This is a genomic window from Flavobacterium limnophilum, assembly GCF_027111315.2.
In the GTDB taxonomy this organism is placed as follows: Bacteria; Bacteroidota; Bacteroidia; order Flavobacteriales; family Flavobacteriaceae; genus Flavobacterium; species Flavobacterium limnophilum.
In genome coordinates, this window is the sequence record NZ_CP114289.2 from 381,953 (window position 1) to 402,623 (window position 20,671).

Consider the following 20,671-nt stretch of genomic DNA (forward strand, 5'->3'; position numbering starts at 1 on the left):
GTTTTTAATTTTTTAAAGGTAATTTGTTGAAAATCAATTGTATTTACACTGGTGTTTCATTTTTTTTTGATCAAGTAATTACTTGACAATTATTTTTTGGCTCAACACACCTTTGGATGTTTTTATTTTGACAACATATACTCCGGAACTACTATTTTTTAGGGGTAATTGTATATTTTGTTGTGCCGGATTTTCAATTTTCCAGGTAGTAATGGATTGTCCTGCAATAGTGTACAAAGTCACTTTTTCAATACCGGTATCGACCAATTGATTGTTGATTTCGAGTAAATTTCCTTTTTGGGAATGCGAAATTTTGATGCCATTCTCTGCAATCGTGTTTTCGTCCACTCCAAGTGTTTTATCTTTAAAACGCAATGAAAATCTTGTGTTTACAAGTGTTGCTGGTTGTGTTTTCAAGACAACTTCAAATGGATTGCTTCGAATATTATGGTAAGTATCGTTTGTGTTATCGTAAATATAAATGGGTTGTTCAGGGGTAAAGTTTTCAATGCCGTCAATAACGAAACTTACTTTTCCGGCTTTGTCCGCTTTTATGCCAATAGGGAAGGAAGCATTTTCGTCAAAGCAGCCTTCTCCTTCAATTACCAATTGTTTGTTGCCATTCAACAAGAACATGTCATTTGGCAAATCGTCCATAATTTCGGCATCATAACCGTAGTCGATATGGTTTGTGGCTTTGTCTTCTGCAAAACCCAATAAAACTTGCCGGTGATACCCATCGTTGGTGTTGTATCCCAAACGGATTTTCTTGTATTTTTTTGGAACACTATTATTGTCGTATTGTACTTTGCTTATTTTGTTGTTGTTTTTTGTTTTGAACAAAGTGTTTGATGTTGCATCGGTTTCTTTTACAAAAGCTCTTTGTCCATTGTTGAAAATAACAGAGCCACCACTAGCGCTTCCATAGACAAAGAATCCTTGTCCTACTGGAATGTATTGTTGAGGTACTTTTGAACTCGATCCTGCACCACTAATTAGCGATGGAGCTACTGGGGGCAATCCTCCCAATAAATTAAGTACTGCATAACCACCAACATAACCAGCCAAGACGTGGGTATTGTTTTCTGGGGCATGTTCCCAGAAATACAAAGTGCCATCCGTGACTGAACCATCGCCGATGCCTTGGTTGACCGAGCCAATGTTGTCGTTTATGAATTGATGTCCATCCAAGGCTGATGGGTATGGATTCCCTACCAATAATAGATTGTCGGCAGTTACGGTATTTGAATTAAGAATTCCATTATTTGGTTTTCCAACAAAAGTAAAATGGGTTGCCGCACCACTACCTTTTAAGATGTATCCTTGTCCAACCCGAAGCGCATCGGTTTCTAAAAAGGGTACCCAATTGGGATAAGCATCAGTATTGTTGTCAAACTTATACAACCAGTATCGAGCCAAACTTACTGGTGTTCCTGCATTTCCTGCAACACCATCATAACCCGAAATCCAGTTGATATTTCTGGGAATTGAATTGAATCCGTCTTTCATCATGCCATCAACAGTATAATTGGTGTTATTGGCGGTTGTGTTTATTGGACTAACCGGAGAACTCCAATAGTTGTAATTATAAAGATTAGATTGTCCTTGCTGATCTCTTTCGATAAATCCAGAACTGGTAACGTCCAAATCACTCGTGCTGTTTTGTACCAATTGCGACATTCCAGCCAAATCAATTTTTCCGTCTAATTTCACCCACCATTTATTGGTTAATCCTTGATCGTTATTTACGGTTAGGCTTTTGCCTGAATCCACAAACAGACCAATGTCGGTTCTGGAAACGGTGGTTGTATTGTTGTGTTTTACATTTACAATGGTATTGTAATTATTGACATCTGTACCTTGGATATCTTTGGTCGCATCTGTAATCGATGTTGCCAAGTCGCCATCGGCAAGGGTTACAAAAGGCATTGGTGCTTGTTGCAGGTGTATGTTTTTGTGGTTGTAGATTTTTGTTCCCGCAATATCAATGGCGGGAGTGCTTAAATTATCAATGATGTCATCTTTGAAAGCATCCATTCTATAATAACGAAGCATAGTGGTAAATGTCAATGTTCCCGCAGTAGATGTTGTTAGATTTTGGGCTATTTCTTTGCCCGTGATATAGGTTCCTTTTAAGTTGGAACTTGTTGGGTCAATCTCTTGATACACCATTCGCTGTACCTGATTGTCTGTTAGTCCAACATTGAACACACGCACTTCATCTACTTTTCCTTTGAAGAAATTGGCGCTAGCACTTGGGCTTCTGCCTATTGTTAATAATGACGAATCTGCAATAGTGCCTGTTGGTGTTGCCGAGGTGGCGATTTTAACTCCGTTGAGATATAAATTTAAGTTGTTTGCGCTATACGTTGCGGCAACATGATACCATCTTTGCCTATCCAAAGCAGTTGGCGAACTTAGCGTTGTGCCATTGCAGGAAACTTGTAAAATTCTGCCGCTAGTTATTTTTAAATGGAAACTGTCTTGTCCTACTACAAATCCTTCTGAAGCAAAAGCACTATTAAGGTCAATCCAAGCCATCAGTGATCCTGCAGATCCTGCTAAAACAGCTACGTCCTGGGCATAATCATTGCGGCCATCAAAGTCTAAATAGAGTTTGTTGTCTAGATTTCTTGGCGAGCCTTTGACAGTTGTATTGGTGTCAAAAATATCTAAAATACCATCTTTGTCTGCATCGGCAGATGTATCTAAAATACCGTCATTGTTGCCGTCTAAAACTTTTGGAGCATAGATTAACTTGTTGTTGGCAATGTCATGGGTAGAACCATTAGACGTAACATCTAAATAATCAGGGGTTCCGTCCCCATCGGTGTCTTTTAGATAATCCGTTGCGGGAACTCCTGTTGCAACACCTTGTCCTGAATTGCCATATTGGTTCGCAAAAAGCATACCTGTTCCATAATCATAAATATCCAATATTCCATCTCCAATATATTCAATTATACCATTGCCGTCAGAATCTTTTTCTCTAAAAGCTTCGGTATCTGGTCCTTCTGCCATTCCGTCGCCTGTAATGTCTCCGTCGCCATTGATGTATCCGGTTACGGCATTACTGTTTCCTGCTCCCGATTCATCTACATCAAAAACACTGTCATTGTCGCTATCCAAATCCAAAGTGTTCGGAATTCCGTCGCCGTCAGAGTCTAATGTTGGTAAACCGGATGCAGCACTTGCATTAGTGTTTAAACCATCTGTACCTACTGAACCAATATCCATTTTTCCTTTTCCATTACTATATTGACCTAAACCAGCTTCTACAACATCTGGAATGCCATCGTTATCAGAATCTAAATCAAATAAATCGGCAATGCTGTCTGAGTCATAATCGCATAAGGACTGGTTGATCGAGATGTCATCGATGGCTAAGTCATTTCCGGAGCCGGCATTACCATTGTTGTTGGTAAATACCACTTTAAAAGAACTTACACTTAAAGTTAAGTTTGCCGTAAATTGGTGCCAATCACTGGCTGATGGAGTAAGACCGGATGGTGCAATATCGCCGGTATTTATAGTTTGCAATACTACATCATTCATGTCTTTAAATTCCACTTTGATGTTGGGACGTGTTCTGGTTGCAATGTTTGGATCATCTATCCGGTCTAAATTAAGGGCCCAAAAGCTGTAAGTAATCGGGACGTTGGATAATGTGCCTTTTATGGTGGCGGTGTAAAAAACTTGACCAGCAATGGGACTTGCATTGAATATTGCCATTCTACCATTGGTGTCGCCAGTAGTGTGATCGTCTCCTTGATACCATTTGGTGTTTGTTGTTCCGTCTGACCATTGAGAGATTTTTGCAGTAGAACTCACGCTGTATTCTCCGTCATCTACACTGTATTCATTTAGTTTTGGACAAGCAGCAGTACTGGCTTCAATGGAACCATCCTCATAGCAATAGGTCGTTTCTGCTGCATAAGTAGTGTTGATGGTAGTTCTTCCTCCTGTACCAAAAGTTTCATTCAAGAACTTATAATTGGATTTAGTTCCGTTCGATAGATTGCAATTGGTTTCTTCGGTTGCGTCTAATATTCCGTCGTTATCATCATCAATGTCAACATTGTCATCAACACCATCTCCATCACTGTCATAATAGGTTTGAATTCCGAACCCTTGGATGGCAAAATCATAAGTAGCTTCATTGAGGTCGTCGCTTAAAATGGTCACCGTGGCATTTTTTACACCCAGGGAACTCGGATTGAATGTTATTGTAATGGTTGTGTTTGTTCCACTCGCTACTGTGGCGGCCGGCGGAGTTGTAATTGTGAAGTCGGAAGAGCCCGAAAGTGTTGCAGAAGATATGTTTAGGGTTGTAGCTCCTGTATTTCGAATAGTGAAGGTTTTAACAATAGATTCTAAAGTGTAATCAGCTGAACCAAAATTGGTCCAGTTAGTCGTTAATGGACTTGTGCTGCCATCATTTATCGCTACGCCGTTGCCATATATGTCAATTTCAGTAGCTGCAACACCAAATCCCGTGATGGAGAAATTATATGGATTTTCGTCGCCATCATTGGTAACTATCGAAAACGTGGTGGTTTTTGTGCCAGCAGTTGTAGGATTAAAAATAATCGTAAATGTGGTGGATCCACCAGGGGCTATTGAGGCAGCTGGAAGGAAAATTTTGTAATTTGTTAAATCACCCAAAGTGGTTGAGCCAAGTGTCAATGTGCCTGTGCCTGTGTTTTGTATGGTAAAGGTATGGCTAACGGCTGTGCCTGTATTGGTAGCGCCAAAATCAGTGTCGTCAGTTGTGGTTGGGGTTGAATCTCCATCCACAATACTGTTTCCATTGCCTGTGATATTCATTTCTGGAGGGGTTGTTCCCGTAAGGGCAAAATTATACGGGTTTTCGTCGCTGTCTCCATTTTCGATAGAAATAGTCGAAGGCTTTATGCCTGCTGTTGTGGGGTTAAAAGTAACTACAAATGTGGTGGTTCCTCCCGCAATTATCGAAGCGGCTGGGGGAGTAGTTAGTGTGTAATTAGTAAGATCTCCTAATGTAATTGCTCCAATAGTTAATGTCGCACTGCCAATATTTTGTATGGTATAAGTATAGGCTACAGGCGTTCCTATGGGAGTAGTGCCAAAATCAGTTTGATTTGTGGTTGAAGTTACTGAAGTTCCATCCGCAATATTGTTTGAATTTCCTTGAATATTGATTTCGGGAACCGCAACTCCTGTTCCGGTTAGTGCAAAATTATAGGGGTTTTCGTCGCTGTCTCCATTTACGATAGAAATAGTTGAAGGCTTTACTCCTCCTGTCGTAGGATTGAAGGTAACGACAAACGTGGTCGAACCTCCTGCAGCTACCGAAGCAGCTGGAGGCGTTGTAACCGAGTAATTTGTCGGGTCACCCAAAGTGATGGTGCCAATACTTAGCGCTCCTGCGCCTGTGTTTTGTATGGTATAAGTACGTGTTACGGGCGTTCCTGTATTGGTAGTGCCAAAATCAGTGTGGTCTGTTGGGGAAGTAGCTGTTTCTCCATCAGCTATATTGGTTGCGTTTCCTTGAATGTTGATTTCTGGGACTGTAACTCCAGTTCCTGTAAGAGCAAAGTCATAGGGGTTTTCGTCACCGTCTCCATTAACAATAGAAATGGTTGTAGGGAGTGCCATTCCAACTGTGGGGGTGAAAGTGACTACAAATGTGGTAGTTCCTCCCGCAGCTATCGAAGCGGCTGGGGCAGTAGTTAGTGTGTAATTAGTAAGATCTCCTAATGTAATTGCTCCAATAGTTAATGTCGCACTGCCTGTATTTTGTATGGTATAAGTATAGGCTACAGGTGTTCCGATGGGAGTAGTGCCAAAATCAGTTCGATTTGTGGTTGAAGTTACGGAAGTCCCATCCGCAATATTGTTTGAATTTCCTTGAATATTGATTTCGGGAACCGCAACTCCTGTTCCGGTTAGTGCAAAATTATAGGGGTTTTCGTCGCTGTCTCCATTTACGATAGAAATAGTTGAAGGCTTTACTCCTCCTGTCGTAGGGTTGAAGGTAACGATAAACGTGGTCGAACCTCCCGCAGCTACCGAAGCAGCTGGAGGCGTTGTAACCGAGTAATTTGTGGGGTCACCCAAAGTGATGGTGCCAATACTTAGCGCTCCTGCGCCTGTGTTTTGTATGGTATAAGTGCGTGTTACGGGCGTTCCTGTATTGGTAGTTCCAAAATCAGTGTGGTTTGTTGTGGAAGTTCCTGTGGCTCCATCAGCTATATTGGTTGCGTTTCCTTGAATGTTTATTTCTGGGGAGCCACTAGTGATATAAGTAATTCTTACTTGGCCATTTGCTCCAGCTCCAGAGGCTATGTTAGTAGTGGCACGCAAAGATGCACTACCCCCTCCTCCAGGACTAAAACCAGGAGACCCTGCGGTACCAGTTACAGTAGGTCCATCCGCTCCATTTCCCCCGTCAATAGGAGCTATCCCACCTAAAGGAGGTGATGAATTTGATCCGTTGTTCCCATTTGCTGCACTACCGGCTGAAGAACCACCACCGCCACCTCGATTTGAATTTGAACCAGTACCTCCTGTTCCTCCTGAATATTTTACATCACCATATCCAGAAGCAACATCTCCTCCAGCAGCACCATTAGTGGAATTATTTAATCCAGAACTGCCTCCCTTTGCCATAACGGTTGTATTGGAACTAAACCAGCTGTCTTGTCCCGCTAATCCATTCGTTCCTGTAACGGCAGCTGCTCCAGCGCCTACAAAATAATTTATGTTTGTTCCTCCCGTTACAGAAAGTACACTTCTGGAGTAGGCTCCTCCACCACCTCCACCTCCAGCACTACTAGCACTGGTTCGTGACCCTCCAGTTCCACCACCACCCCATACTTCTACAGTGACAGAGGTTACATCAGCAGGAACAGTAAAGATTTCTGTTCCTCCAGGGGTGTTATCGGTTACTATGGTTTGCGCCATACCAAAAACGCTACATAATAAAATAAATAGCGAAAGGATGGTTTTTTTTGAAAGAGGTATAATGTTCATAAACTTGATGGCAAAAAACTTGCTGTGTTATGCGGTCAAAAAGAAACAAGATAGGCAATTTTATGGTGATTTTTCCATAAAAATTGAATTATTTGGGTCTTTTGGGAGTGAATAATTCAACTTTTAGGGCGAATTCATAAAAACAGGGCACTTCTGGCTTCATTTGGTCGTTGTATTTAATTTTTAGAAGACTTTGTACTGTGTTAAAAAACCAAGAATTGGTCTATCCTGTCTTTTTTTAGGTGTCTCCCCAGTTTGTTTTTCGGCTCTATAAAATTCTAATAATTACACCCTTGGGTTTATTAGAGGATTAAAACGGATGCAAATTTACCTTTTTTTTTTAAAATCGATTAAAAGCTGTCGAATATCAGGTCAAATGAATTAAATTATTTTATTGTTTTTTACCCGAATTACACCAATTTACACGAAATCAGTTCAATATCAATTCCGAGAATCTGCCAAAGGCAGTTAAAATGTGTGTAATTTAACTTTTGAATCCTCATAATTTGCGAAATGCTAGGGCGTTTGCTTCTAAGATTTTGGTTATTGGCAAGATATTTAAGTTGTATAGAGGCACACAGATAACACGGATTGAACGGATTTCCACAGATATTCATTCATTTTCACTAATTGACAGATAAAAAAAAATCCGTGTGAATCGGCATTATCGGTGTCATCTGTGTGGCAATCGTATAATTTGATAAAAATACATGGAAACTCAAGTTTTAAAAGCGAATGTCCAAGTGAAATTGGTGTCTAATTGTTTTAAATGCGTTTGACCTGCTCGAATGGAGTTAAATGACAATGAATTAATTTTTTTTTTGAGCTTTTTTCGTGAGTTTAGATGGCTCAATGCCATTGGGTAAGCCATGTTGTTTTATTTGACCATCCTGAGTGAATATAAAATTGATTTGTAAGCGCACGTTTGTTGAATAACGGTTTTTCAAGCCTAAAAAAAGGCTTCCTAAGAAGCCTTTATGTGTGTGTTTATGTTTTTTTTATTCCAAAGCCTTCAGCAAACCTTCCGGAGCCTTGTCAAGATACATTTGGTTTCGAATTCCATTTATTGATTTCGAATCTTTAAAATATTCAAATTGAATTCCTGGAGTGGATGGTTTCATTTTGCCGGTTCCGGTGATTTTTGCAATCGAAAGACTCAACAAAGGCTCTGTCGGACTGCCAAGAACATCAAGAGTACTTAGCGTTTCTTTCAATGAATAGGTAGGCTCTAAGCCATTTTGATAATCTCCATAACCCAATGAATTGACAATTTTCAACACCAGGGGTTGCATCGCATAGCGGTGGTTAGGGTTTCTGTTTTCTTTTCCGAAAGTAGGAGAATCATATAGGGTAACGGAGCCCACGTTTTTTCCAACAGTTGTGTCGCCTATTTGTACAACAGTTATGTAGGGTTTCAATCCGTTTATCACTAATTCGCTCGCCGAAGCGGTGCTTGCGGAAGTCAAAATATAAACCTTGGTCATGCCAATACTTTTAATGGCGGTAGTTCCCATTTTGTCGGTAAATAAATTTTTTAAGGACTCCGGGTCGTTGGCATTAAAATAAGATTCTATTTTGGCATTCCATTGTTCCTTGGAAAAAACCTGGCCCGTAAATGATCCCGTGATCATGCTTGCCAATCTGGTTGCAGTTTGAATCGAACCACCACCATTGTATCTTAAATCAAGAACAAAATCAGTGATTCCCTGTAATTGAAGTGCACCAAAAGCATCATTTAGTCGAGTGTCATAATTGGCATAAAAACCATTATACATCAAGTATCCAATTTTGTGTGATCCGGAAACGATTACTTTATTTACCAAAATAGGATTTTCGTCCAGAACGGTTTTCGTCAAAGCGACTGATTTTCCGTTTGGTGTAAATGCTCCGCCATTGATGTCGGCCATATTTAAGGTGTAATCATTGTTGGAACCGTACAATAAGGCTTGGTAATTGTTTACCGTCAATTGGGTTCCATTTACGCCATAAAAAACATCGCCACGTTTGATGTTTTTTGTTGATGCATCCGAATTTGGGATGATATAGCGCACCCAACCAATTATCTCCGAAGAACCGGATGATTTGTAGCTCAAACCAAATTCCACGCCATTATTATTGGTTGTTCCTTGAAGTTGTCCCTCTAATTCCAAATAATCATCAACAATCCAACTGAATCTATCCACGTGTTCCCCCTTCGCTGGGTAAAGACTTTCGGGCTTGTACAATAAACTTTCGAATAAACTTTCCGGTTTAGGATATCCCGATAAAAAATTATTTAGTTGCGTTTGGGTCGCAAATTTATTGTCGGATAAATTGGACACATCGGCTTGCCATAAATAGTAAATATTCAGTCCTTTCCAAATAAAGTCATTCACTTCTAAATTTACGGGTGCAGCCACATCGTCATTGTCCTGACAACTTTGGAAAGCAAAAACGGCTAAAAAAAGAAGAATTATGAGTTTGAACTTTGTTTTCATACTTTGGTTTTGGGGTATCAAACGTAAAAATACTAACTTTAGTTTTATTTTGTGGATTTACTGGTGAAAATAAATTAGATTCGTTATAATTTTGGATCTTTAAATTGATTTATTTTTACAATTAAATGAAGTTAATGGCTACCTTCAAAGACAAAACCATTCAGTTGTTATGAATAGAGTGGAAACAAAAAATGGTGTTCAAGAAATGGGCATAAAACCTAAAAAGCTAAATGGGCGACGGCTTTCTATTGCCGGTTCGGTTCTCTTTTTATTGGCAATTGGGATATGTGGCTATTTGAATTATTATGAAGCCAACCAAAATCAAAATCTAGGAACCTATGATGATCCCGAAGTTGCTTTTAGGGAAACACAAAAAGCATTGTCAGTTTTATCGACGCATTTAAAAACTGGCATGGAAAATGTACGATACCTTCAAGAATACGATAATTCAAAAAATTTAATTTTTAAACAACAATAATCAAAATGAGAAATTTTATACTAACAGTACTAATGGCATTAGTTTCCAATGCATTTTTTGCCCAGTCCACTTTCGATAAATATGATGGTCAGGAAGGCGTGACATCGGTTGTCGTCAACAAGAAAATGTTTCAAATGATGGGAAGTGTCAAAGTAGATGCCAATGACAAGGAAACCCAACAATATTTGAGCCTGATGAAAAAGTTGGACAATCTGAAAGTGTTTACGACCACCAATGCAAAAATTGCTGCCGACATGAAGTTGTCTGCCGACAAATACATGAAAACTGCCGGATTAGAAGAGTTGATGCGAGTTAACGATAGCGGTAAAAACGTGAAAATATGGGTCAAATCAGGATCGACAGATACTCAGGTTAAGGAACTTCTAATGTTTATCGAAGACGGGAGCAAGGCAGGTGAAACCGTCTTGATGTCATTGACGGGAGATTTTTCCTTGAGTGAAATTGCCATTCTCACGGATAAAATGAAGATTCCCGGCGGCGATGATTTGAAGAAAGCCACAAAAGGGAAAAAATAAAGAAGGGATTGATTTTTGCTTTTCGCAAAAAAAAAGAATTGGCTCTGTCGAGTCATAAAAAAAAGCTTTCGTCACTGGACAGACTGAAAGCTTTTTTTGCATTTTCTTTTTAGGGATGCTTTTTGCATACTTAAAACTTAAAACGGAAATCTCTTTCCGGAAAGACTTGGCAATGCCCGTATTTAAACTCCGTATATCGAGGTTGTTGATTGTTTTTTTACTGTTTTAGCGAATAATCAGCAAAAAATGCTGTCACATAAAACGAAATATGCTCTAAAAGCGCTCCGCTTATTTGGCTCAACAAGAAGAAGGACATATCGATAAATTGGTCTGTGTTTTCGAAACTTGACTCCAATAAAAAACCCTTAAACAATTGCTGTTTAAGGGTTTGTTTTTGTAGCGAGGACGGGAGTTGAACCCGTGACCTCAGGGTTATGAATCCTGCGCTCTAACCAACTGAGCTACCTCGCCAAATGCAATTGGGAAACCATCCCTGAATGCGGGTGCAAATATAAAAATTAAATTAGAGCTTACAAGCATAAAAGAAAGAAAAAAAAATATTTTTGAAAATGCTTTTTTATTGGCTTTATATTCTATACATTTCACAAAAATTAATTTGTCGCACATGGATTTAAAAATACGATACGAAATAGAGTTTCCTATAAACTCATCTCCCCAATTGTTGTACCAATACATTTCAACTCCATCAGGTTTGTCTGAGTGGTTTGCTGACAATGTGAATTCTCGAGGTGAATTTTTCACTTTCATTTGGAATGATTCCGAAGAGAAAGCAAGACTTTGTTCCAAGAAATCAGGCGAAAAAGTTCGGTTCAAATGGGTGGATGGAAACAATAAAGACACCGAATACTTTTTTGAGTTGAATATCTTGGTGGACGAAATCACGAAAGACGTATCCTTGATGGTAATTGATTTTGCCGAGAAAGAAGAATTAAGCGAAGCAAAACAGTTGTGGGAAAACCAAGTTTTGGATCTTAAACATGTAATTGGTTCTGTTTAGTAAAATTGTATTTTATGACTTATATTTGCCCTGAATTTAATTCAGGGTTTTTTTATGATTAATTTTAATGGTACCATCGTGTCTAACGACGCTAGTTTATTGACTCAAAATCGTGCTTTTTTATACGGCGATGCCGTTTTTGAAACAGTCAAAATAGTAAATTCAAAAATTCTTTTTTTAGAAGATCATTATTTCAGGCTGATGTCGTCCATGCGTGTCATTCGAATGGAAATCCCGATGAATTTCACGATGGAATATTTTGAAGAACAAATTCTGGCATTGGCAACAGCCAAAAATTTGGAAATTTCGGCTCGAGCCCGTATTACTGTTTACAGAAATGATGGAGGTTATTATTTGCCCAAAACCAACACGGTTTCTTTTTTGGTTAACGCGGAGAGTCTTGATAGTGCCTTGTATTCAATCAATCAAAGCGACTATGTTGTAGATTTATATACGGATTTTTACGTGACAAAACAGTTGCTTTCTTCCATAAAAACTACCAATAAAATCATAAATATCACCGCCAGTATTTTTGCCGACGAAAATGGCTTTGACAATTGCTTGTTGTTGAATGACGGTAAAAATGTTATTGAAGCCTTGCAAGGAAATGTTTTTATGGTAAAAGGAAATACGCTAATCACGCCTCCAGTTTCTGAGGGATGTTTGAACGGTGTTATGAGAAAGCAAATTTTGGCTTTGGCCCGAAAAATAGAAAACTTGGAGGTTATCGAAGAAGTAATTTCCCCCTTTGATCTTCAAAAAGCGGATGAATTGTTTATTACTAACGTGATTAAAGGAATACAGCCCATCACCAAATACCGCAAAAAAGAGTTCACGACCAATTTATCAAAGATATTGGTGCAAAAACTAAACGAATCTATAAATAAGTAGTAATTAATTCAATGCAGGGTTTTCAGGTGCATTGGACCATATTAGATATTCGCCGCCCAATTCCTTGATTTGTTTTTTCCAAAAGTGGGAAGCTGATTTTCCGATTATTCTATTCTCATAGTTGTTCTTGGCAATGATCCATGAACTTTCTTCCATTTCGGTTTCCAATTGGTCTTCTTCCCAGCCTGTATAGCCCAAAAAGAACCTAATATTCTCTTTGTTTATTTTGCCGCTATTGATGAGTTCCTTTGTAGATTCGTATTCTCCTCCCCAATAAATTCCATCTGAAATCTCTATGCTGTTTGGAATGAGTTCAGGAATATTGTGAATAAAATACAGGTTGTCTTGTTCTACGGGACCGCCATTGTATATCTTGAAATTTGCATTGATTTCAGGGATTAAATCCTGAATAGTGTACTTTAGGGGTTTGTTGATAATAAAACCAACTGAGCCACTCTTATTGTGGTCGGCCAATAAAATGACCGATCTATTGAATGATAAATCTCCCATTAATGATGGCTCCGCAATGAGAAGATTTCCCTTTTTTAATTTTGCTGAAATCATTGGTTTTATTTTTATTTTAAAATTAAGAATAAATAAGAGAATAGTCCAAAATTAATCGACAAAAGACATAAAAAAACCCTCCAAAGGAAGGTTTTCGTTATATTTAAGAAAAACTTAAATTAATTTACTGCTCCTTCTAATTCAGCACCAGCTTTAAATTTCACTACGTTTTTAGCAGCGATTTGTATTGTTTTTCCTGTTTGGGGATTTCTACCATCTCTTGCAGCTCTTGCTGAAACTGACCATGATCCGAAACCTACTAAAGATACTCTTCCACCTTTTTTCAAAGTACTACCTACGTTTCCTAAAAATGATTCTAAAGCTAATTTTGCAGCAGCTTTTGTAATTCCTGCGTCAGCAGCGATAGCGTCGATTAATTCTGATTTGTTCATAATGTTTAGTTATTAAATGTTGGTTAAAAAAACTTTGTTAATAATAACAAATTTAGTAGGATTTACTTACCTTACAAGTGTTTTGTTTAATTTTAGTACGTTTTGTTGATAACTTGTTTTTTTTGTTCATAAAGCTGGGAAAATTCCTTAAAAACAATCAAAAAGCACCCGTTTTATTGAGGTTAATAGGCCTTTGCAATCTCTGAAAATGTGACTCCATTCAGAAATTCTGGGGTGTTCATCTTCTTTTTACCCGGAAATTGAAGGCTTAATACCTGAATAAAGCCATCTCTTACAGCTATTTTTATTTCTTTTTTGCTGCAAATCAAGCTTCCAATAGCATAATTATGTGGTTCTAATGATATTTTGGCTTCGTGGATTTTAACGTTCCATTTTTCGTTTTTGTCACTGATGAAACTCCAAGCCGAGGGATAGGGACTCAATCCTCGTATTAAATTATAGATTTCAACCGCTGGTTTTGTCCAATCAATTTTGCAATTTTCTTTGTTTAACTTGTAAGCCGTTTTTATTTCAGGACTCTCTTTTTGGATAGTTGTTGTTAGATTTCCTTTTTCAATCAATGCCAAAGTCTCCAAAACAGTTTCGCTTCCCAATTGCATCAATCGGTCGTGCAATTGTCCTGCATTTTCGTCTGGTGCAATAGCTGTTTCCGAACTCAGAATCATTGCACCCGTATCTATTTTGTCATCGATGAAAAAGGTGGTCACTCCAGTTTGGATATCGCCGTTTATAATCGCCCAATTTATTGGTGCTGCTCCACGATAATTAGGCAATAAGGATGCGTGAAGATTGAAGGTGCCCAGTTTTGGCATTCTCCAAACCACTTCGGGCAACATCCTGAAGGCAACCACGATTTGTAGATTGGCATTTAAAGCCTTCAATTCTTCCAAGAAGCTTTCGTCTTTTAAATTGGTGGGTTGCAACAAAGTGAGATTATTGGCCAATGCGTATTCTTTCACTGCCGAATATTTTATTTTTTGGCCACGACCGGCCGGTTTGTCGGCTGCGGTGATAACGCCCACAACATTATAATTGTTTTTGATTATGGTGTCCAGAATGCCAACGGCAAATTCGGGAGTTCCCATAAATACGATTCTTAATTTTTCCATTGTCATTGCGAGGAACGAAGCAATCTCCTCCTTATTTAAGTGAATATTTATTGTTTGGTTTTACGGCAATTTTATTGTTTTCCAATAAATTTTGCAAGGCAAAGATAACATCGTCTTCGGAGTTTTTGGTCAGTTTTTGAATTTCTCTCGAATTCAATTCTTGTATTTTTAATAATCCAATAATTTTTTCCAAAATCAAGGGCGTGTCAATAGGTTTCTTTTTTTTGGAAATGCAATAGGAGCAAATGCCGCAATCTGTTTCGGTTGTTTCTCCAAAGTAACCCAGAATCAACTTGCTTTTACACACTTTCTTCTCATTGATGTAATGTAAAACCGATTCGAATTGGGCAACTTTTTGTTTGTTCTGGTTTTCCAAATATTTCGAAACCCGATTGATGGTTCTTTCGTCTTCGCGAACTTCGTTAAAAATAATCGAAGCATCGTTGTTTTTTTTGTGATAATCGATAATGTCTCGCTCTTTCAATTTTTCCAAAATGGAAAGAACAAGGGTTTCTTCACAATTTGCTTTTTTGGCAATCAAGGATAAATTAATGGCGGTTTGCGATTCGTAAATTCCCGGATAGGTTCGAAGAAGAGATAAAACAACGAGTTCCTCATTCGGATTCAAACTCATGTAGCGAATCACTTCTTTGGACTCAATGATGAACTGCATCGTGATTTTCTCTGAATATTCTTGTGACAAACTCAAAATGCCTTGACGGTCTAAAAATTGGATGGCGTTGTAGGTCTTCAAGGTTGGGAATCCATATTTCTGGCAAAAATGGTTCAGGTTAAACGAAAACTGCTCGTCAATTCCTTCGCCGTAAGCAATTCGGAAATAGTTGCACAGTTTGATGTAAATCTGGGTCAGAATTTTTTTGTCGGGCAGTACATTAATGAATTGGCTTTGCGCTTGCGCTTTATCCGATGGACTGGTCAGAATGATGGCAAACGCTTTCTCTTCATTTCGTCCGGCACGACCAGCTTCTTGGTAATAACTTTCCATGCTTTCGGGAAGATGGATATGGATTACCGTTTTTACGTTGGATTTGTCAATTCCCATTCCAAACGCGTTGGTGGCAACCATAATTTGCACTTCTTCGTTCATCCACTGACTCATGTTTTTTTCTTTCTCCTTGACCGATAATCCGCCATGGTAAAAAGTGGCTTTGAATCCCAAAGATTGCAATTGCGAAGCGGTATCCGAGCACGATTTCCTGTTGCGGACATATATGATGGAAGGTTGTGGATTCTTCTTTAGGATTTGTCCCATTCGATGCAGCTTATCTTCCACTTCAAAAACCATGTAGGCAATGTTTTTTCGGGCAAATGATTTCTGGAAAATAGCCGGTTTCTCTAATTTTAATTGAAGAATTACATCATCAAGAACCGTTTTTGTTGCCGAAGCGGTTAGTGCCAGAAAAGGAACTTTCGGGAAATGGGTTTTTAGATTGGCAATTTTCAAATAAGCGGGACGAAAATCGTGTCCCCATTGCGATACGCAATGCGCTTCGTCAACGGCAATCAAATTGATGGGCAGGGTTTTTATCCGTTCCAAAATCCAATCCGATTGCAAGCGTTCCGGCGACAAGTACAGGAATTTGTAATTGCCGAATTCGCAATTGTCCAAAAGCGCAATCATCTCGTCCGATTGTATTCCGCCCGTCAACGCAATGGCTTTGATGTTGAGTTGTTGCAGACGTTGCACTTGGTCTTTCATCAAGGCAACCAAAGGGGAAATAACCAAGCAAATGCCGTTTTTCATCAAGGCGGGAACCTGAAAACAAATGGATTTTCCGCCACCCGTTGGCATCAGCCCAAAAGTGTCTTTTCCATCCAAAACAGAATCTATAATTTCGTTTTGTGGCGACCTGAATTCGTCGTGTTTCCAATATTTTTGGAGAATTGCTAATGCTTCAGACATTAAATAGGAGTTGTTGATTAGCCATTAAAAAATTAAAAACTCAAAGTTTAAATCTCCTAAATTAGCTGGAAATTTCATCTAAGATAAATAAAATTCTATTATCAAGCGTGTCTTTGGGAACTTCTATGAGTTGGTAACCATAATTTTGATAGGTTTCCGTGAGGTGGTCGTGAATGAGTTTGGCCTGTTCGAAGTTTTCGTAGCGGGCTTCGTCGCTCACGTATATTTCTTCCCAAGGCGGTAGAATAAAGATTTTGGTATATAAATTTTCACGACAGGCCAAATCAAAATGGGCTGGATAACTGTCGCCAATGTAATGCATGTAAGCTAAAATATCAGGAATTCCTCGGTCGATAAAAACAACTTCGTGTGGCTCTTCCAAAGCGCTAGTGAATTGTTTTTTTCTGCCTTCCAACAACAATTCGCTGAAAAGTAGTGGTTTTTCAAGAAACAGTTGTTCGATGCCTTGCTTTTTGGCTTCCAAGGTTACTTGTCTGGAGATTTCGGGATAGCAACAAAAACCTTTGTTTATCAATCCATCGATAATAGTGCTCTTGCCTGTTCCCGGTCCGCCAATGATGACTATGATTTCTTTGCCCACATTTTTCGAATAAGCCGCAAATTTACCTAAAGTTATCGGGATTCCGAAAGATTATTTAGGGCAATGTCTTTCTTTTATGTCGAATGGGATACCGTTTAAATTCAAATTTTAATTTCTAAACTCCGCAATCTAAAATCTGCAATCTAAAATCCCAAATCTAAAATCAAAACTGTATCTTTGCTTTTATTTTTTAAAATAGTATGGATAAGAACACTCAAGAATTTTATGATAGGTTGAAAGTGGAGTTGGATTTGAGCACTACTTGGCCAGCTACCTATTTATATAAATTTATCGTACCGTCTGTAAACGACAACGTGTTGCGTGTTGAAGAAGCGTTTAATTGTATGGGAGCGGTCATCAAAACGACTAAATCCAAAACCGGAAAATTCACGAGTATTTCTGTTGATGTTACCATGAAAGATTCCCAGGAGGTAATAGATAAATATATAGAGGTTTCCGTAATAGAGGGTATTATTTCCCTGTAAATTCAAAACAAACATTAAGAAATAGCTGTATTCTCGAAAGAGATTACTATATATGGGCATATTATTTATGTCTAAAAAACAATAAAATAATTCAAGAATGAATTCAAAATATATTAAAGAAAATTCTAACGATGTCGTGCATCATTTGGAATACAATGCCGAAAGATCGCATTTAATCATTCCGGAATACGGTCGTCATTTGCAAAAATTGATTGATCAAGCCACCGCTATCGAAGACCGGGAAGAACGAAACAAAGCGGCAAAATATATCATCCAAGTGATGGGAAGCCTGAATCCCCATTTGCGTGACGTTCCTGATTTTCAGCACAAATTATGGGATCAACTTTTTATAATGTCCGATTTTAGATTGGATGTGGAATCGCCTTATCCCGTTCCAACCCGCGAAGTATTGCAACTCAAACCCGATGTTTTGAAATATCCACAAAATTTTCCAAAGTATCGATTTTATGGCAACAACATCAAGTACATGATTGATGTGGCCAATAAATGGGAAGATGGCGAAATGAAAAATGCCTTGGTGAAAGTAATCGCCAATCACATGAAAAAATCCTATTTGAGTTGGAATAAAGACACCGTAAAAGATGACGTTATTTTTGAACATTTATACGAACTGTCCGATGGAAAACTCAATTTGATTCAAAGCACCGAAGAACTTTTGACCACCACGGATTTATTGCGAACCAACAAGAGGGTTTCCAATAAAATTACTCCAGCCGGTCCACCAAAAATTCAAAGCAACAAAAATCTAAAAGTAGGAAAATCAAATCCAGCACATAAAAACCAAAACAGAAAACCTTTGTAAAATAAGTTATGACTTAGAATTGAGTGTTTTTCTCAAAGACAATTAATTCATAAATCGTAAATAGTAAATCGTAAATCAAAATATGGGAGTTTTTAAAATAGAAGGAGGCGTAAGCCTAAAAGGTGAAATCACGCCACAAGGAGCGAAAAACGAAGCATTGCAAATTCTTTGTGCCGTATTGTTGACTCCTGAAAAAGTAACCATCAATAATATCCCAGATATCATCGACATCAACAAACTGATTACCCTTTTGGGGAATTTAGGTGTTAAAATTCAAAAAAATGGCCCAGGTTCTTTTACTTTTCAAGCTGACGAGGTAAATGTTGGTTATCTAGAAACGGAAGCTTTCAAGAAAGAAGGCGGTTCGCTCAGAGGTTCCATCATGATTGTTGGACCACTTTTGGCACGTTTCGGAAAAGGATATATTCCAAAACCGGGTGGCGATAAAATTGGGAGAAGAAGATTGGATACCCATTTTGAAGGATTCATCAATCTTGGAGCCAAATTCCGTTACAATAAAGAAGATCATTTTTATGGCGTGGAAGCTACTGATGGTTTAATCGGTGCCGATATGTTGTTGGACGAAGCTTCGGTAACGGGAACGGCAAATATTGTCATGGCTGCGGTTTTGGCCAAAGGAACAACAACCATTTACAACGCTGCTTGCGAACCTTATTTGCAACAATTGTGTAAAATGATGAATGCCATGGGAGCCAAGGTTTCGGGTATTGGATCAAACTTGTTGACTATCGAAGGTGTTGAAAGTTTGGGAGGTTGTGCACATAGAATTCTTCCCGACATGATTGAAATAGGAAGCTGGATAGGATTGGCGGCAATGACCAGAAGCGAAATCACCATTAAGGATGTAAGTTGGGAAAACTTGGGATTGATTCCAAGTGTTTTTAGAAAATTGGGAATTACTTTGGAGAAAAAAGGCGATGATATTTATATTCCTGCACATACTGATGGTTACCGAGTAAAAACGGATATTGATGGTTCGATTTTAACGATTTCAGATGCCCCTTGGCCTGGATTTACACCAGATTTATTGAGTATTGTTCTTGTGGTGGCAACGCAATGCAAAGGCGATGTACTTATTCACCAAAAAATGTTCGAAAGCCGTTTGTTTTTCGTCGATAAATTGATTGATATGGGAGCCAAAATTATTTTGTGTGATCCGCACAGAGCAGTTGTGATTGGTCACGATTTCAAATCACAACTCAAAGCAACTACGATGTCCTCGCCAGATATTCGTGCAGGAATCTCCTTGTTGATTGCAGCGCTTTCGGCAAAAGGAACCAGCACCATCCAAAACATTGAACAAATTGATAGAGGTTACGAACGTATTGACGAACGATTGAGAGCCATTGGTGCGAAAATAGTAAGAGCATAATTTTTATACCAAACTAAAAAATAAACCTCAAAAGTTCTAGAAACCTTTGAGGTTTTTATAATTATTCAAATGACAAACGAGCAAACCGCAGTAAAGGCAACTTATTTTAGTATCGTAGGCAACATTTGTTTGGCATTAATCAAAGGATTGGCAGGCTTTTTTGGCAATTCCTATGCTTTGATTGCCGATGCCATCGAATCCACCACCGATATTTTTTCCTCACTTTTAGTGTTGTTTGGAATCAAGTATTCGAATAAACCTGCCGATGATAACCATCCTTATGGTCACGGAAGGGCAGAACCATTGATAACCTTTTTGGTTGTGGGTTTCCTGATTACTTCGGCAACAATTATTGCTCATGAAAGCATCAACAATATTGGAATTCCTCACGAATTGCCAAAAACTTGGACACTTTTTGTTCTGGGTGCCATAATTCTGTGGAAAGAATATTCCTTTCGAATAGTGATGAAAAGAAGCGTGGAATCCAACAGCTCTTCCCTGAAAGCCGATGCTTGGCACCATCGAAGCGATGCAATAACATCGGTGGCGGCATTTGTCGGAATTTCGATTGCCTTGGTTTTGGGAAAAGGCTACGAATCGGCAGATGATTGGGCGGCACTTTTTGCGGCGGGTTTTATTTGCTACAACAGTTATTTGATTTTCAGGCCAGCCCTTGGCGAAATTATGGACGAACATCTGAACGAGGATTTGATTGTCGAAATCAGGAAAGTGGCCCAACAAGTCGATGGAGTGGTTAATACAGAGAAATGTTTTATTCGAAAAGCGGGAATGAAATACCACGTTGACCTGCACGCCATTGTCAATGCGAATATCACCGTAAAGGAAGGCCACGAAATTTCGCATGTGCTCAAAGATACTTTACGAGAAGAAATCCCGGAATTAGGACACGTTTTGATTCATATTGAACCTACGAGTTATTGAAAT

The 20,671-nt window shown here is 38.7% G+C and carries 15 protein-coding genes and 1 tRNA gene; 8 read left to right on the top strand and 8 right to left on the bottom strand.

Annotation, left to right across the window (positions count from 1 at the left end; genetic code table 11):
• Positions 1-78: 78 nt before the first annotated feature.
• Positions 79-7,014: a choice-of-anchor D domain-containing protein gene (locus tag OZP13_RS01630; protein ID WP_281298411.1), complete on the bottom strand. Its 6,936-nt coding sequence runs from the start codon at positions 7,012-7,014 to the stop codon at positions 79-81.
• Between the two features lie 998 nt (positions 7,015-8,012).
• Complete coding sequence (locus OZP13_RS01635; protein WP_281298412.1) at positions 8,013-9,491, bottom strand: GFO_1087 family putative carboxy terminal peptidase; 1,479 nt, start codon at positions 9,489-9,491, stop codon at positions 8,013-8,015.
• A gap of 178 nt (positions 9,492-9,669) precedes the next feature.
• Between OZP13_RS01635 and OZP13_RS01640 the strand changes: the two genes are divergently transcribed.
• Both OZP13_RS01640 and OZP13_RS01645 read left to right on the top strand, forming a co-directional pair.
• A complete protein-coding gene (locus tag OZP13_RS01640; protein ID WP_281298413.1) occupies positions 9,670-9,969 on the top strand; it encodes a hypothetical protein in 300 nt (99 codons plus the stop codon).
• 5 nt (positions 9,970-9,974) lie between these two features.
• A complete protein-coding gene (locus OZP13_RS01645) occupies positions 9,975-10,505 on the top strand; it encodes a DUF4252 domain-containing protein (protein ID WP_281298414.1) in 531 nt (176 codons plus the stop codon).
• Between the two features lie 397 nt (positions 10,506-10,902).
• Here the strand turns inward: OZP13_RS01645 and OZP13_RS01650 are convergent.
• Positions 10,903-10,976 (bottom strand) — tRNA-Met (locus OZP13_RS01650).
• 154 nt (positions 10,977-11,130) lie between these two features.
• Here OZP13_RS01650 and OZP13_RS01655 point away from each other — a divergent pair.
• Positions 11,131-11,523 carry an START-like domain-containing protein gene (locus OZP13_RS01655; protein WP_269241992.1) on the top strand — a complete coding sequence of 131 codons (393 nt, stop codon included), beginning with the start codon at positions 11,131-11,133 and terminating at the stop codon, positions 11,521-11,523.
• 54 nt (positions 11,524-11,577) lie between these two features.
• Entirely contained in the window at positions 11,578-12,414 is an 837-nt protein-coding gene (locus tag OZP13_RS01660) for an aminotransferase class IV (protein WP_281298415.1), read from the top strand.
• Positions 12,415-12,417: 3 nt separating this feature from the next.
• On the opposite strand, the gene OZP13_RS01665 is transcribed toward OZP13_RS01660, so the two are convergent.
• The 5 genes from OZP13_RS01665 to OZP13_RS01685 all read right to left on the bottom strand — a co-directional run bounded on the left by OZP13_RS01665 (position 12,418) and on the right by OZP13_RS01685 (position 17,025).
• Positions 12,418-12,978 (bottom strand): YqgE/AlgH family protein, encoded by a 561-nt coding sequence (locus OZP13_RS01665; RefSeq protein ID WP_281298416.1) that lies wholly within the window; start codon positions 12,976-12,978, stop codon positions 12,418-12,420.
• 119 nt (positions 12,979-13,097) lie between these two features.
• Entirely contained in the window at positions 13,098-13,370 is a 273-nt protein-coding gene (locus tag OZP13_RS01670) for an HU family DNA-binding protein (protein WP_143390282.1), read from the bottom strand.
• Between the two features lie 182 nt (positions 13,371-13,552).
• Entirely contained in the window at positions 13,553-14,500 is a 948-nt protein-coding gene (gene fmt / locus OZP13_RS01675) for a methionyl-tRNA formyltransferase (RefSeq protein ID WP_269241995.1), read from the bottom strand.
• Positions 14,501-14,531: 31 nt separating this feature from the next.
• Positions 14,532-16,424: a RecQ family ATP-dependent DNA helicase gene (locus OZP13_RS01680; protein WP_281298417.1), complete on the bottom strand. Its 1,893-nt coding sequence runs from the start codon at positions 16,422-16,424 to the stop codon at positions 14,532-14,534.
• Between the two features lie 61 nt (positions 16,425-16,485).
• Complete coding sequence (locus tag OZP13_RS01685; protein ID WP_281298418.1) at positions 16,486-17,025, bottom strand: AAA family ATPase; 540 nt, start codon at positions 17,023-17,025, stop codon at positions 16,486-16,488.
• 200 nt (positions 17,026-17,225) lie between these two features.
• On the opposite strand from OZP13_RS01685, the gene OZP13_RS01690 reads away from it, so the two are divergent.
• From OZP13_RS01690 to OZP13_RS01705, 4 genes are all read left to right on the top strand, one after another.
• Positions 17,226-17,510, top strand: coding sequence for a DUF493 family protein (locus OZP13_RS01690; RefSeq protein WP_281298419.1), 285 nt, complete (start codon positions 17,226-17,228; stop codon positions 17,508-17,510).
• Between the two features lie 97 nt (positions 17,511-17,607).
• Positions 17,608-18,333 carry a DUF4290 domain-containing protein gene (locus OZP13_RS01695; RefSeq protein ID WP_281298420.1) on the top strand — a complete coding sequence of 242 codons (726 nt, stop codon included), beginning with the start codon at positions 17,608-17,610 and terminating at the stop codon, positions 18,331-18,333.
• Between the two features lie 82 nt (positions 18,334-18,415).
• Positions 18,416-19,726 carry a UDP-N-acetylglucosamine 1-carboxyvinyltransferase gene (gene murA / locus OZP13_RS01700; RefSeq protein WP_281298421.1) on the top strand — a complete coding sequence of 437 codons (1,311 nt, stop codon included), beginning with the start codon at positions 18,416-18,418 and terminating at the stop codon, positions 19,724-19,726.
• A gap of 69 nt (positions 19,727-19,795) precedes the next feature.
• On the top strand, positions 19,796-20,668 hold the full coding sequence (locus tag OZP13_RS01705) for a cation diffusion facilitator family transporter (RefSeq protein ID WP_281298422.1): 873 nt from the start codon (positions 19,796-19,798) through the stop codon (positions 20,666-20,668).
• Positions 20,669-20,671 lie beyond the last annotated feature (3 nt).